Below are 12,600 nucleotides of genomic sequence, written 5' to 3'. Positions count from 1 at the left end.
TAGTCCCGTCGATCCACGGGAGGGTCAGAACGCGCGCAACTGCTCGAGCACCGCCGCCGCGCTCCCGTCGTCGATGACTTCGCGGGCGCGTTCGAGGCCAGCCTCGAGATCCTCGACGTCGTCGCGGGCGAACATCCGGAACGCGGCGTTGAGCGCGACGGCGTCGGCGAAGTGGTCGTCGCGCTCGCCGGCGAGAACCTCCTCGGTGATCGCCGCGGAGTCGGCGTCGACGTCGTCGACGGCGAGGTCGTCGTTCTCCATCTCCATGCCGTACTCGGCGGTTTCGATTTCGAAGTCGTCGAACTCGCCGGCTCGCCAGTCGGCGACTTTCGTATACCCGGGGCGAATGTCGTCGTAGCCCTCCATCCCCTGGAACATGACGACGCGGGAGAACTCGAGCGCCTCGCTCTCGGCGACCAGGTCGCACGTCTTCTTCGCGAACGCCAGGTGGTAGAACGAGCCGAGGTGAACGTCGGCGTTGGCCGGGTTGGCGACGGTCTCGATCGTATTGACGAATGACCGGACGCCCATCTGGTCGCGACGGTCGTAGAGGGCGTGGACGCCGGGGTTGAAATTCGGCTGGTAGTAGAAGCCGAAGCCGGTCTCGTCGACCATCGCCGCCGACTCGTCGGGCTCGAGCTCCGTCCGGACGCCCAGTTCGTCGAGGACGTGCTTGTACGCCGTGGCCTTCTGGGTCGGGACGCGGTCGCCGGAGTGGGTCACGACGGGCGTGCCCGCGGCGGCGGCGACGATGCCGGCGGCCACGCCGAGCACGGCCGTGGTGTGTTTGCCGTCGTAGTTCGCGCCACAGTCGACGGGGTCGCAGTCGGGTTCGGCCGTCACGACGCTCTCCTCGCGCATGACGTCGCTGAAGGCCGCCAGCTCCTCGGGCGTGTTCTTCTTCCAGCGATTCGCCAGCCAGAACGCCCCCAGCGTGGTCGGGTCGGGTTCGTCGGCGAGAATCCGTCGGAACGCCTCTCGAGCCTGCTCGCGGGTCATGTCATCGGCCGATTTGGGACCGGAGCCAACGATTTCGGTCATCAGGCGTTTCAGCGGCCACTCGCCGAAGTCCTGGGTAGCCTGGGCCATGGCTCGAGGTTGGGATGGGTCGGGGAAAAACCTCCCGTTTGGTCCGGTCGAAGCGGTGTGGTGGCCGACTAAGTCAGAAACTGACAGCGGCCGGAGCCGCTCACTGCGCCGTGCTCGACTCCCGGCGACCTGTGAACGCTGTCGGCTCGAGGCGGCAGAACGCGAAGTCGATCTCTCGAGTATGAGTACCGAAGATGTCGATCAGCGGAATCTCGACGCGCTCGAGGCCTTCGAGGGCGTCCGTACCGACGTCGTCGCGTTCGATGTCCTCGAGGCGGCCCTTCGCGACGACGCTCCACCACTCGTCGTTGGCGTCGTAGGTGACGAACGAGACGGCGTGGCCGTCGAACGTCTCGGGTGGGTGCTCCGGTGAGGTCGCCAGCCGGAAGTAGAAAACCGACTCGACGGAATCGTAGCCGTACGAGACTGGGACGGTGCGTGGCGGTTCGTCGCCCTCGGTCGAAAACGACAGCACGCCCGTACCGCCGGTGCCGAGTACCGACGCCCGTTCGGCCTCCTCGAGTTCGGCGACTTCGATGCGAGACATGGTCTCAGTTCGTGCTCCGAGGCGAGAGTTCCCGCGTGGCCCGGGCGTCTCGCTCGACTGTGGGGCGGGTTCGGAGGAACCACCCTCGAGTACGTACCGCCCGCGCTCGAGAAACCCGAAAGCGATAGGTGCGGGTCGTCCCTACTCCGACCAATGAGTTCCACTCGATCGGCCGCGGACAACTGGCGCGAGACGATCGACGAGACGGACGCCGCGATCATCGATGGCTACCAGAGCGGGTTTCCGATCGCCGAGCGTCCATTCCGCGTCATCGGCGATACTCTCGGGATCGACGAGAACGAGGCCCTCGAGCGCGTCCGACGGCTGCGCGAGGCCGGCATCTTCCGTCGTTTCGGCGCCGTCCTCAACCCGCCCGTGATCGGCTCCTCGACGCTCGCAGCCGTCAAGGCACCCGAGGATCGGTTCGACGAAATTGCCGAGGTGATCAACGGCTACCGACAGGTCAACCACAACTACGCCCGCGACCACGAGTGGAACATGTGGTTCGTCGTCACCGCCGGCTCCCGGGAGACGCGGGACCGCATCCTGGAGGAGATCGAGGAGCGAACCGGCTGCACTGTGTTAGTGCTCCCGATGCTCACCGACTACTACATCGACCTCGAGTTTCCCGTGGTGAACGCCGACAGTTTCGCACGCGAGAGCCTCGAGGACGGCACCGACGCCTCCGCCACTCGTATCAGCGAGGACGCCGCGGGCGACCTCTCGGCATTCGACGCCGCGCTCTTACTCGCGATCCAGGACGGGTTCCCGCTCTCGAGGACGCCCTACGGCGACATCGCGGACGAGCTCGCAGCCGACCTCGAACGCGAAGTCCCCGTCGAGGAGGTGCTCGGAGCGGTCGAACGGCTGCAGGACGAGGGCTGCATCAAGCGAATCGGCTGCATCGTCAACCACGTCGTCACCGGCTTCGACGCCAACTGCATGGTCGTCTGGGACGTCCCCGACGACCGGCTGGACGAGTGGGGCGAACGCGCCGGTTCGCTCCCCTACGTGACGCTGTGTTACCACCGACCGCGGCGACCCGACCTCGAGTGGTCCTACAACCTGTTCACGATGATTCACGGCCGCGACCAAGCCGCCGTAGACGCCAAAATCGACGAACTCGCCGGGGAGTACCTGCCGGTCGCCCACGAGCGCCTGTACTCGACGGAGACGTTGAAGCAGACGGGGGCACAGTACGAGGCGTTAGTCGAGACGTCCTGAGGGAGACGCCCCGTCTGGAAACCGTGGTTTTGAAGAGGACCATTTCCCTCTCATCAAGCATCGCCAGCCCTCGAGCGACGTTCAGACGCCCTGGCCCATCAGGTGACTGCGCAGCACGTCGGCGTCCTTGTTTCCGGCCCCCGTGTTGAGGATCACGACCGTCGCGTCGTCGTCGAACGCTCCACGCTCGCCCAGCTCCCAGGCTCCGCTGGCCGCCGCCGCACAGGTCGGCGCCATCTCGAGGCCCTCGCCCTTCGCGACGGCGACGGCCGCCTCGAGGATTTCGTCGTCGTCGGTCGCGACCGCACCGCCATCGCTCTCGCGCAGGGCCTCCAGGATCCACGGGCTGGCGCCGGGGTCGGGAATCTCGATGCCGCCGCAGATGGTGTCGGGGTACTCGACGGGATTGTGGCGCTCCCGGCCGTCCTCGAACGCCTCGACGATCGGCTGACAGCCCGCCGCCTGGGCGGCGTACAGCGCCGGTACGTCGTCGATGAGCCCCAGGTCGCGGAACTCCTCGGCCGCCTTGTACATTCCCACGAGGCCGACGCCGCCGCCAGTCGGGTAAACGATGGCATCGGGGACCTCCCACTCGAGTTGCTCGACGATCTCGTACAGCATCGTCTTCTTGCCCTCGTGGCGGTAGGGCGTCACGAACGTCTTCACGGAGTACCAGTCGTCGTGCTCGGCCATCGCGTCGGCGTAGGCCGCGCCCGCGTCGCCGATTCGCCCGCCGACGACGGTCATGTCGCCACCGTGGACGTTCACCATCGCCTTGGTCGTGAAGCCCGCTCGAGACGGGAGGAACACGTGCGAATCGATGTCGGCACGGCCGGCGTACGCGGCGGCGGCCTGTCCGGCGTTTCCCGCCGACGCCAGCGCGACGTCGCTCGCGCCGTGCTGGTTCGCGGCCGTCATCGCGAGCGTCTGACCGCGATCTTTGAACGTCCCCGTCGGGTTTCGGCCCTCGTCCTTGATCAAGACGCGCCCGACGCCGAGTTCGTCGGCGAGTTTTTCACACTCGACCAGCGGCGTCGCGCCCTCGTCCATCGTCACTGCCGACTCGCGGGTGAACGGAAGCAGTTCCTCGTAGCGCCACATCGAGTCGAACGGGCGAGCCTCGAGGGCGACGGGACCGAGATCGACCGCGTCGTAGTCGTAGGTCGGGTCGAGAATCCCGTTGCAGTCGGGACAGCGGTGGGTGCCGGTTTCGGCGTCGAACGACGCTCCGCAGTCGATGCACTCGAGGCCGACGAACGCGTCCGTGGTGTCCATACCGGGCCTTGTGACGGCGAGACCAAATTCCTGTTCATCGCCTCGAGTGCGGTCTCCGACGGTCGGCCCGCTGCCGTAGGGACGACGACTTAGTATCTCGACTCCGAACGATACCGTATGACACGAACGGCGTCGGTGACGGTCGTCGGCGGCGGCCTCGCCGGCCTCGTCACGGCGCGAACGCTTGCGAGGGACGGCTTCGACGTGACGCTGTACGAGCGCCGCGACGACGTCGGCGGTCGCGTTCGAACGACCGAACGCGACGGCTATCGACTCGACCGCGGCTTCCAGGTGCTCTTTACCGCCTACCCTGCCGTTCGCGCGGAACTCGACCTGCCCGCCCTGGACCTTCGCGAGTTCGCCCCCGGCGCGGTCATCGCTCGAGACGGCCGTCGATCGGCGCTTTCGGACCCGTTTCGCGACCCCGAAGGATTACCCGAGACGCTGTGTAACTCCGCCGTCGCGCTCACGGACAAACTGGGGATCCTCCGACTCCGCCACCAGTTCGCCGGGCGAGATCCCGACCGAATCTTCGAGGGGCCCGACGCGACCATCGGTCAGTACCTGCGGGACCAGGGATTCTCGGATCAGTTCATCGACAACTTCGCCGCCCCGTTCTACGGCGGAATCACCCTCGACCGAAGCCTCTCGACCTCGAAGCGAATCTTTGAGTACACCTTCCGGGCCCTCGCAGCGGGATCGATCGCAGTTCCCGCGAAAGGAATGGGCCGGATTCCGTCCCAGCTCGCCGCGAGCGCCGAGTCCGAGGGAGTAGTGATCGAAACGGGTGTCACCGTGACCGAAATCGATACCGGAGACGACGAGGTTGACTGCACGCTCGAGACCGTGGGGAACACCGGCGACAAAATCGTCGAGGCCAACGCGGTGGTCGTCGCGACGGATCCGCCGACCGCTCGAGAGCTGACGGGCGTCGAGTCGATTCCCACGACCGCCAAGGGCTGTGTCACCCAGTATTACACGCTCCCCGGGTGGACGGACCTCGAGACGGGAAAACGGCTACTCCTCAACGCCGACGGGGGTTCGGGGCCGAACCAGGTCGTCCCGCACAGCGCCGTCGCCCCCGCCTACGCCCCCGACGGCTCGACGCTCCTGAGCGCGACCTACCTCGGTTACCCCGAAGACGACGCCGAGGCGCTCGCGGCGCGAACCCGACGGGCCCTCGAGTCGTGGTACCCCGATCGCCGATTCGACGACCTCGAGACGGTGCACACCGAACGGATCCCCTTCGCGCAGTTCGCCCAGCCGCCGGGCGTCCACGAGGGGCTGCCGGGACCGCGGGCGCCCAGGGGAGCCTGTTACCTGGCCGGCGAGTACACCAGGTGGTCGTCGATCCAGGGGGCGCTCGAAAGCGGGCGACGGGCAGCGCTCGCGGTTCGCGTTGACCTCGAGTCCTGAACGCGCGTCGGCTCGCTACAGCAGGTGCCGACACGCCTCGAGCGGCGGGAACCAGCGCGTTTCGTCGGCGCCCTCGTCGCGAATCACGGGGTGGAACGGCTCGAGCGACCGAATCACGGGCGACTGTAGGTCGGATCCTCGAGCCCGGTTGATCGTCACGCCCGACGCGCTCCGGGTGAACGCCGGGAGCATCAAGACGTCGAGACCGCACCAGGCGTCGCGCGTGTAGAGAAAGCAGGGGAGCTTCCGCCCGCCGACCGAGAGCGCAGGGTGGTCGTGGCCGACGACGACTCGCTCGAGGTTCGAGCCCTCGCGGTTCTCGAATTCCGTCTCGGGTTCCGCATCCACTCGCTCGATGTCGGGCTGCTCGTGCCCGTGGCAAACCAGCGTCTCCCCGTCGGCCAGCACGTACGCGTCGGGAGCGCGTCCGTCGTAAACCGACTCGAGCATCTTGTCGTGATTTCCGGGGGTGACCACCAGTTCCGCATCGGTCTCGGCAACGACCCGCTCGAGGCGGGTGACGGTCCAGTCGGCCCCACGGGGCACGGTCGAAAACGAGTGCAAGAGGTCACCGGCGACGACCACCGTTTCGGCATCGACACGGCCGAGCAGGCGCTCGAGGCGGTCGATCACGTCGCTGCCGTCGTCGATCGGTGCCTCGACCCGGGAAGCCGCCGCCTTTCCGACGTGGAGGTCCGAGAGGACGAGCGCGTTGGCTCCCGGGACGAAGACGGCGCGCTCGAGAAACTCGACGGGGGCGTCCACTCGAACAGAGTCGGGAAAAGCGCCGGCCATCGCCTCAATCGTCGCTCGAGGGCGTGAGCTGCTCGCCCGTGGGGTCGGGTTTGCCGAGGGCATCGGCGAGGTCGTACTCGGTCCCGGTGAGGACGAACAGCGCCTCCTCGAGCGGTTCCATGACCTCCGGAAGGATGCGAATCACGAGGTACGTGATCCCGACGAGGGCGACGATCGATAGCGACTGGGCAACGAAGTTGTGGGCGACGAGGAACGACGTCCGGTCGGCGGGCGATCCCATGTACGTCGTCGTAATGTAGATCAGCGGGTCGTACTGGAACCAGCCGAAGGGCGAGGCGAGACCGATGAAGACGTTCCGGATCAGGTTCAGGAACCAGATGACGCCGATAGCGAGGGCGAACGCGGTGGCCTTTCGCCGGAGTGGCGCCTTCACGGCGGCGATCAACCCGCCGAAGATCGCCATGCTTCCGATGCCGGTACACGCGAGCACGATGTAGGTCGTCCGTCCCGTCACCGTCTCGTCGGGGTCGAAGTCGAAGCGACTCTCGTAGCCGTTCGCACCCTCGTTGAGGCCCGGGCTGTGGCCGAGTAGTTCCATCCCGTAGTGGGTCTGGGCAGCCGTCGTCTCGATCAGCCAGGTCCTGGCGAACGGAATCGTCTCGACGGGGAGGTAGATGATTCCCATGAAGGCGACCGCCTTCGTGAGCACGAGCAGGGACGTTCGGCCCCGATAGAGGAGATACCCCGTGTACGCACACAGCGGGAGGGCAGCGAGGCTCAACATCGTCTGGATCGGGCTCCGGGCCTCGCCGTAGTAGTAGGGGATCATCGTCAACCAGAAGACACCGAAGACGACCCAGGCGCCGGCGGCCAGGTAGCGGGCGGCGTCCTCGCGAGACTGCCACTGGAGGGCCAGTGCGAGAACGAAGGCGCCGATCGCGACCCACGCCAGCGCGTCGGTGGCGCCGAACGACCCTACGGCCGCTGGCAGGACCGATACGGGCGGGGAGGACATTGTCACGCGAATTGACGGACTCGAGCGGTATCAACCTGACGCTGTGTGTCGGTCGGACACAACCGCGGTACTCGAGGTCACGGTCTACCCACCGAAACGGACTGCCACACTCCACTTGCCGAAACGAGCGGCCACAGTTATCCATCGAAACGAGCGTCTGAGAGACCGCGCCATTTTTGGCCGTGTCGTGAGAACGCGTGCACATGGTCGACGTTCTCGACAACAAACGCGCCGCGACGCGGTTTCGAATCCTCGTCGAGATTGCCGAACGACAACCGGCCGTCAGCCAGGGCGAGATCGCCGCGGAGGTCGGCGTCACCAGTCAGGCCGTCAGCGAGTACATCCGCGACCTCGTCGAGGACGGCTTCGTCGAGAAGGAGGGGCGCTCTCGCTACCGCGTCACGAACGAGGGCGTCGACTGGCTCTTCCAGGCCGCCGGTGACGTCCGCCGATTCGCCGATCACGTCACCGAGGACGTCCTCGGCGCCATGGGCGAGGATGCCGCCATCGCGAGTGCCGACCTCGAGGCCGGCGACCCCGTCTCGCTCACCGTCGAAGACGGCCTCCTCCACGCGGCCCCTGGCGAGGCCGGCCCCGCGACCGGTGTCGCGACCACCGACGCTGCCGCCGGATCGGACGTCGGCGTCACGAGCTTCGAGGGCGTCATCGACCTCGAGCCCGGCTCCGTGACGGTCTGGCAGGTCCCGCCGGTCCGAGCAGGCGGCAGCCAGTCGGCGACCCTCGAGGCCATCGCGGACGGCTGTGCCGACGCTGACCTGGTGTTGGCGACGGGCGTCGAAGCCATCGTGGCCCTCCGCGAGGCTACCGTCGAACCGGCGACCACGTTCGCCGTCGGGGCCGTCGCCGCCGACGCCGCCGAACGCGGCCTCGAGGTCGCCGTCGTCGCCACCACCGACGCCGTGGGCCGCGTCACCGACGTGCTCAGAGACGGCGACGTGACCTACGAAGTGCTCGAGGGGTGAGGAAGTCGTCGGCACGAAACCGGGGCGTTAGTACGCTTTCAATCGTCGTTAAGACAGCACTAGTCCGCGTGTTCTCGCACCGTCGCGTACGCCTCCTGGACCCGCTGGAACGATTCCTCGTCGCCGCCGTGGTCGGGGTGAACGGCTTTGACCCGCTCGCGGTAGGCCTCGCGAATCGCCTCCGCGTCCGCCGTCGTCGAGACGCCGAGGGCTTCGTAGGCCCGCTTCAGGCGGTCCTCGACGGTCATCGTCCCGTACTCGCGCTCGCGCTCGAGCGGCGGCACCTCGAACGGGAGTCGATCGGCCAGGTGGACGCCAGGCATCTCGTGTTCGGCCAGGATGAGGTGCGTGTCGGTGTGCGCCTGGAGTCGAACGAACGCCTCCGCGTCGAAGGTAACGGCAACGTCACGGTCAGGCAAATAGAACGCCACTGTCTCCCCCGCGTCCTCGAGTTCCCACTCCTCGAGGTAGCGTTCGTCGATCGCCTGCAGATACGTTCGAATCTCGCCGCGGCGTCGTCGCTCGCTCGAGTACGTGTTCTCGCCGGTGACGACGCGACTCGGGAACAGCCGCTCGCCGACGACGAAGAGCGTCGCGGCGATCCCGGTGAAAATTCCGCCGAGGACGAGCCCCCACAGAATCGCCGGCGGGATCGCCTCGAGGACGCTCGTTGGCACGGGCCACTGTACTCGCCGGAGGATAAAGAACCACTCGCTCGCGAGTGTCGGAAGGGGCCCGGACGGGGGCGTCAGCGAGGTAGACGCGATGGGGACGATTCTGGCACAGGACGGGGGTGACGGAGAGAGTCTCAGCCGAAGTACCGCAGGTCGTCGTCGTTCGGGACGTCCATCGCCTGCTGTTGCTGTTCCATCTCCTGGATCTTGCCGATGACCTCCTCCATCTCGTCGGCACGCTCGTCCAGGGGGTCGTAGTCGACGTCGAACCCGAGTCGCGTTTCGAGCACCTCGAGGACGGCGCGAGCACTTTTGGGGTCGACGAGGTAGCCGCTGGTCTCGCCCATGAGACACGTCGCCTCGAACCCGCGGCGTTCCCCGAGGCCGAGCAACAGCCCGGAGACGCCGACGATGCCGCCCGCCGGTTCGTCCTCGCGGAACTCGACGCCGACGTCCTCGAGCGGTTCGATTAGCGACTCGTCGGTGACCGCACCGAGGACGGCGTACTCGTCGATCAGTTCGCCCGTCGGGACGCCGCCGAGGGCGTACAGCTCCGTCGCGTCGAACTCCTCGGCGACGTCGAGAAACGCGTCCGTGAGGACGTAGTGGCCCGCGTTGGTCTGGGCCTGGTGGTCGCCCGTCAGGACGAGCACGTCTCGACCCTCCTCGGGCGTCACCGCGTGGACCTCCGCGCAGGTCAGACTGGTGACGCCGTCTACGACCGTCACCTGCGGCGGGAACTCCTGGGAGTAGATCCGCCGAACGAGGGTGCTCTCGGCCTCGAGTTCCTCGAGCAGATGGTCGGCGACGAGTTTCCCGACGTGGCCGACGCCGGGAAGTCCCTCGATCAACACCGGTTCGTCGAGTGTCGTCTCGGCGACCGCCTCGATATCGAGTTCGTCCATACCGTATCAGCGGACGCGACGTTTAAGAGCACGTCGGTACTCGCCGTGTCGGTCCTCGGGATCGAACGGCGCCGGGGCACTGTTGACGGCGTCGGCACCGCACTCGGGGCACTCGTCGGAGAGAGTGTAGACCGGCCGGTCGTGAACGTCCTCCCACGCCGAACAGATGCGGATGTCGGATTTCATCGTCGAAAAACGAAAACGGCTACTCGTCGTCAGTTCGGCGCTCGCGGTGGTACTCGCCTTCGCCACCCTCGGCTTCGATCGCGCCGATCGCCCGCTCGGCGCTGGCCTCGAGGACGCTCTCGGCGGTCTTGTAGTTCGGCGCACGAACCTTGATCCGGTACTCGGGCGCTCCGACGTAGGTCACGTCGAGTTCGACGCCCTCGGGAATCTCGCCGTTCCCCTCGGCGGCCTCGAGTGCGGACCGAATCCCGTCGACGCCGCTCGGTGAGGGGTTCTCGAGGTCGACGTAGCCCGTGACGTTGACGTACGGCACCGAGACGTTCTCGCGAGCCGTCTCCACGATGGCGTCGCGCTCGTCGTCGTCGAGGTCGGTGTCCTCGAGGGCCTCGTCGCCGTGGATAGCCGCCTGTTTGAACCCGTCGTAGAGCGTGCCGTAGGCGCCGAGGAGTTCGTTGGCGATACTGATGTACTCCTCGTCGGCAATATCCTCGCCGAAGGCGATCTCCATCCAGTTGTCGGCCTTCTGCTCGTTTTTCCACTCCTGGATCTTGTCGGAGCGCTGGTGGTCGTTGACGTCCTTGAGCGAGAGGTCGATCTGCTCGTGGGACTCGTCGACGTCGAGGACCTTGCAGACGGCGATCTGGCCCTCGCGAACGTGATCGCGGACGTTCTTGATCCAGCCGCTGGCGACCTCCGAGATGTGGATCAGGCCGCGTTTGTCCTGGTACTCCTCGAGGTCGACGAAGACGCCGAAGTCCTCGATCTCGTCGATCTTGCCGACGACGAGTTCGCCCGGTTCGGGCCAGCCGCTGTACTTCATCGTGACTCGACGGTTTCGAGGATTTCGTGGTCGATCTCGGCCTTCCCGCCGGTGGGGACGGCGAGCGTGGTCCCACAGACGGCGCAGGCGACCTCCGAGGCCGCCTTGCCGAAGACGATCTGTTCGTTCTCACAGTCGCTGCATCGGACGCGGTAGTAGCTTCCTGCCATCGAAATCACTCCTGAAACTCGAGTCGGCCGGCGCGCCATCCCTCGCGGAGGTGGGCCTTGCCGCACTCGTTGCAGCGGTACTTGAGGTCGGTCTTCTTCGTCGGCTTGTCGCCGCTGGGCACCTTCGAGAACTTCCCGGAGTTCCCGATGGACGAAAGTTGGCGGGCGCGCTGTCGGTCGGCCACCTGCTTCATGCCGGTCTGACGGCCGGTTCGGACCTTCTCGACCTCGTGCTGATGGTGGGATTTGCAGTACGGGCAGTACGTATTGAAACGGCGTGGCATCTGCATGTTAACTCACTTGGAGTGGGCTAAGAGAGCCCCGTTTAAAACCCGTTTGGTTCGCCGTCGACGCACCGTACTCGTCTCGCGGGAGCCGACGCCGACCGGGACGTCGTGGGACGGGAGCCAGGGGGTGCTTCGAAGCGCTTAATTCCCCATCGTGCGAACCGCCGGGCATGAAGCGGCTCATCATCCACGGGGACCCCGGCATTCGAAAGGGCGCGGTCGTCGAACACGACGGGGAGGAACTGGTGTGTTTCGGCATCAGTCGCAACGGCGAGTGGCACGGACCCGACCGGGTCCAGCTCTGGTGCACCGTCGGCGAGGAAGGCGAATACGAGGACTTCCAGCGCCGCAACTTCACCCCCCACTGGCTCGAGGTCATTCGCGCGGACGCAAGCGAGGTCACGGTTCTCGAGCCGAAGGGCGACCTGTTCGTCTGAGCAGTTAGTCTCGCAAGGCACGTAGCAGAACTACTCGCTCGACCGTCGCCTCGTCGACCGACGTGGCCGTGGGAACCCGTCGTTTGGCTTTCTCGCATACTCGTACGGCGTTGACTCGTCCTCCCCGCACGAGTCCATCCACGTCAGTCACTTCGTCGTTCCCGGACGGCTTCGACGAATCGCTCGAGCGTTCGGCGTTCTCGCGGTGGTGCACCGGTCGTGCGAGAACCTGGCGGTATGGAGACGGCGAGTCGGTTCGTTCGCGCGTCCGTGAAGTACTCTATCTAGAGGACTCCCTCGATATCGACGAGTCGGTGCCAGCCGGTCCAGCGTGCTCGAGGCGACCGATAGAAACCCACACACGGCACCCGAATCACAACCCTTAACTATCGTACCGGGTTATCATGAGCCAGCGGGATGGGATAGCCAGGAGATTCCGGCGGGCTCATAACCCGCAGATCGGTAGTTCAAATCTACCTCCCGCTACTTTTCTGAGATGCATACTGACGAACGGAGTGAGGAAGCTGTATCTCTGAAAAGACGACAAGTAGATTTGAAGTAGGGAGCGGCTTCGCCGCGACCGTGTTCAAATCTACCTCCCGCTGTGTTTTGTCGCGAGCAAATTCGCGAGCGACGGAGATAGCACGAGTAGTTTGAACGAGAGAAGGCCGTAAGCGTCGCGCTCTCTGCTTCGAATGCAGACGCCGGCCAGAAGTGTTACGAGACGGCTGAGAGGTGCGTAATTTACTATTCGTTGTGAAAACAACCCACGCCATCCAGAACAAGGATGGTGACCATTTATTAGGAAGTGTTCTC

At 65.9% G+C, this 12,600-nt stretch carries 15 protein-coding genes and 1 tRNA gene; 5 read left to right on the top strand and 11 right to left on the bottom strand.

Annotated elements, in window-relative coordinates; all coding sequences use genetic code 11:
- Window positions 1-24 precede the first annotated feature (24 nt).
- Together ACFQS4_RS18585 and ACFQS4_RS18580 are read right to left on the bottom strand one after the other, a co-directional pair.
- Complete coding sequence (locus tag ACFQS4_RS18585) at window positions 25-1,089, bottom strand: anthranilate phosphoribosyltransferase (RefSeq protein ID WP_500195276.1); 1,065 nt, start codon at window positions 1,087-1,089, stop codon at window positions 25-27.
- A gap of 100 nt (window positions 1,090-1,189) precedes the next feature.
- Window positions 1,190-1,636 (bottom strand): pyridoxamine 5'-phosphate oxidase family protein, encoded by a 447-nt coding sequence (locus ACFQS4_RS18580; RefSeq protein ID WP_500195274.1) that lies wholly within the window; start codon window positions 1,634-1,636, stop codon window positions 1,190-1,192.
- Window positions 1,637-1,789: 153 nt separating this feature from the next.
- On the opposite strand from ACFQS4_RS18580, the gene ahbB reads away from it, so the two are divergent.
- Window positions 1,790-2,860 carry a siroheme decarboxylase subunit beta gene (gene ahbB / locus ACFQS4_RS18575; RefSeq protein WP_500195272.1) on the top strand — a complete coding sequence of 357 codons (1,071 nt, stop codon included), beginning with the start codon at window positions 1,790-1,792 and terminating at the stop codon, window positions 2,858-2,860.
- Between the two features lie 81 nt (window positions 2,861-2,941).
- Here the strand turns inward: ahbB and ACFQS4_RS18570 are convergent, their stop codons facing one another.
- Window positions 2,942-4,135 carry a threonine synthase gene (locus ACFQS4_RS18570; protein ID WP_500195270.1) on the bottom strand — a complete coding sequence of 398 codons (1,194 nt, stop codon included), beginning with the start codon at window positions 4,133-4,135 and terminating at the stop codon, window positions 2,942-2,944.
- Window positions 4,136-4,252: 117 nt separating this feature from the next.
- Between ACFQS4_RS18570 and ACFQS4_RS18565 the strand changes: the two genes are divergently transcribed.
- Complete coding sequence (locus ACFQS4_RS18565; protein WP_500195269.1) at window positions 4,253-5,551, top strand: NAD(P)/FAD-dependent oxidoreductase; 1,299 nt, start codon at window positions 4,253-4,255, stop codon at window positions 5,549-5,551.
- Between the two features lie 15 nt (window positions 5,552-5,566).
- Here ACFQS4_RS18565 and ACFQS4_RS18560 read toward each other — a convergent pair whose 3' ends face one another.
- A complete protein-coding gene (locus tag ACFQS4_RS18560) occupies window positions 5,567-6,346 on the bottom strand; it encodes a metallophosphoesterase (RefSeq protein ID WP_500195267.1) in 780 nt (259 codons plus the stop codon).
- Window positions 6,347-6,350: 4 nt separating this feature from the next.
- Window positions 6,351-7,322 carry an archaeosortase A gene (gene artA, locus ACFQS4_RS18555; protein WP_500195265.1) on the bottom strand — a complete coding sequence of 324 codons (972 nt, stop codon included), beginning with the start codon at window positions 7,320-7,322 and terminating at the stop codon, window positions 6,351-6,353.
- Window positions 7,323-7,525: 203 nt separating this feature from the next.
- On the opposite strand from artA, the gene ACFQS4_RS18550 reads away from it, so the two are divergent.
- Entirely contained in the window at window positions 7,526-8,305 is a 780-nt protein-coding gene (locus ACFQS4_RS18550) for a DUF7839 domain-containing protein (RefSeq protein WP_500195262.1), read from the top strand.
- 59 nt (window positions 8,306-8,364) lie between these two features.
- Here ACFQS4_RS18550 and ACFQS4_RS18545 read toward each other — a convergent pair whose 3' ends face one another.
- The 6 genes from ACFQS4_RS18545 to ACFQS4_RS18520 all read right to left on the bottom strand — a co-directional run bounded on the left by ACFQS4_RS18545 (window position 8,365) and on the right by ACFQS4_RS18520 (window position 11,350).
- On the bottom strand, window positions 8,365-8,982 hold the full coding sequence (locus ACFQS4_RS18545) for a J domain-containing protein (RefSeq protein WP_500195260.1): 618 nt from the start codon (window positions 8,980-8,982) through the stop codon (window positions 8,365-8,367).
- Between the two features lie 131 nt (window positions 8,983-9,113).
- Window positions 9,114-9,884 (bottom strand): proteasome assembly chaperone family protein, encoded by a 771-nt coding sequence (locus tag ACFQS4_RS18540; RefSeq protein ID WP_500195258.1) that lies wholly within the window; start codon window positions 9,882-9,884, stop codon window positions 9,114-9,116.
- 6 nt (window positions 9,885-9,890) lie between these two features.
- Complete coding sequence (locus ACFQS4_RS18535; protein ID WP_500195256.1) at window positions 9,891-10,070, bottom strand: RNA-protein complex protein Nop10; 180 nt, start codon at window positions 10,068-10,070, stop codon at window positions 9,891-9,893.
- A 19-nt stretch (window positions 10,071-10,089) separates the two neighbouring features.
- On the bottom strand, window positions 10,090-10,890 hold the full coding sequence (locus ACFQS4_RS18530) for a translation initiation factor IF-2 subunit alpha (RefSeq protein WP_500195254.1): 801 nt from the start codon (window positions 10,888-10,890) through the stop codon (window positions 10,090-10,092).
- Window positions 10,887-11,060, bottom strand: a complete 174-nt coding sequence (locus ACFQS4_RS18525; RefSeq protein ID WP_253429843.1) for a 30S ribosomal protein S27e — start codon at window positions 11,058-11,060, stop codon at window positions 10,887-10,889. Before ACFQS4_RS18525 ends, ACFQS4_RS18530 begins: the two co-directional genes overlap by 4 nt.
- Before the next feature lie 5 nt (window positions 11,061-11,065).
- Complete coding sequence (locus ACFQS4_RS18520) at window positions 11,066-11,350, bottom strand: 50S ribosomal protein L44e (RefSeq protein ID WP_254158165.1); 285 nt, start codon at window positions 11,348-11,350, stop codon at window positions 11,066-11,068.
- Window positions 11,351-11,517: 167 nt separating this feature from the next.
- Between ACFQS4_RS18520 and ACFQS4_RS18515 the strand changes: the two genes are divergently transcribed.
- Both ACFQS4_RS18515 and ACFQS4_RS18510 read left to right on the top strand, forming a co-directional pair.
- The gene (locus ACFQS4_RS18515) at window positions 11,518-11,784 is read left to right on the top strand and encodes an HAH_0734 family protein (RefSeq protein WP_500195250.1); all 267 of its coding nucleotides are present in this window, start codon (window positions 11,518-11,520) and stop codon (window positions 11,782-11,784) included.
- A gap of 411 nt (window positions 11,785-12,195) precedes the next feature.
- Window positions 12,196-12,270, top strand: a tRNA-Met gene (locus ACFQS4_RS18510).
- Window positions 12,271-12,600 lie beyond the last annotated feature (330 nt).

This window comes from Saliphagus sp. GCM10025317 (assembly GCF_042663665.1).
Classification (GTDB): Archaea; Halobacteriota; Halobacteria; order Halobacteriales; family Natrialbaceae; genus Natronosalvus.
This window is presented reverse-complemented; position numbering and strand designations above follow the sequence as displayed.

Coding starts and splice junctions, on each gene's coding strand:
- ACFQS4_RS18585 (WP_500195276.1), bottom strand. CDS start 1,089: ATGGCCCAGGCTACCCAGGACTTCGGCGAGTGGCCGCTGAAACGCCTG.
- ACFQS4_RS18580 (WP_500195274.1), bottom strand. CDS start 1,636: ATGTCTCGCATCGAAGTCGCCGAACTCGAGGAGGCCGAACGGGCGTCG.
- ahbB (WP_500195272.1), top strand. CDS start 1,790: ATGAGTTCCACTCGATCGGCCGCGGACAACTGGCGCGAGACGATCGAC.
- ACFQS4_RS18570 (WP_500195270.1), bottom strand. CDS start 4,135: ATGGACACCACGGACGCGTTCGTCGGCCTCGAGTGCATCGACTGCGGA.
- ACFQS4_RS18565 (WP_500195269.1), top strand. CDS start 4,253: ATGACACGAACGGCGTCGGTGACGGTCGTCGGCGGCGGCCTCGCCGGC.
- ACFQS4_RS18560 (WP_500195267.1), bottom strand. CDS start 6,346: ATGGCCGGCGCTTTTCCCGACTCTGTTCGAGTGGACGCCCCCGTCGAG.
- artA (WP_500195265.1), bottom strand. CDS start 7,322: ATGTCCTCCCCGCCCGTATCGGTCCTGCCAGCGGCCGTAGGGTCGTTC.
- ACFQS4_RS18550 (WP_500195262.1), top strand. CDS start 7,526: ATGGTCGACGTTCTCGACAACAAACGCGCCGCGACGCGGTTTCGAATC.
- ACFQS4_RS18540 (WP_500195258.1), bottom strand. CDS start 9,884: ATGGACGAACTCGATATCGAGGCGGTCGCCGAGACGACACTCGACGAA.
- ACFQS4_RS18535 (WP_500195256.1), bottom strand. CDS start 10,070: ATGAAATCCGACATCCGCATCTGTTCGGCGTGGGAGGACGTTCACGAC.
- ACFQS4_RS18530 (WP_500195254.1), bottom strand. CDS start 10,890: ATGAAGTACAGCGGCTGGCCCGAACCGGGCGAACTCGTCGTCGGCAAG.
- ACFQS4_RS18525 (WP_253429843.1), bottom strand. CDS start 11,060: ATGGCAGGAAGCTACTACCGCGTCCGATGCAGCGACTGTGAGAACGAA.
- ACFQS4_RS18520 (WP_254158165.1), bottom strand. CDS start 11,350: ATGCAGATGCCACGCCGTTTCAATACGTACTGCCCGTACTGCAAATCC.
- ACFQS4_RS18515 (WP_500195250.1), top strand. CDS start 11,518: ATGAAGCGGCTCATCATCCACGGGGACCCCGGCATTCGAAAGGGCGCG.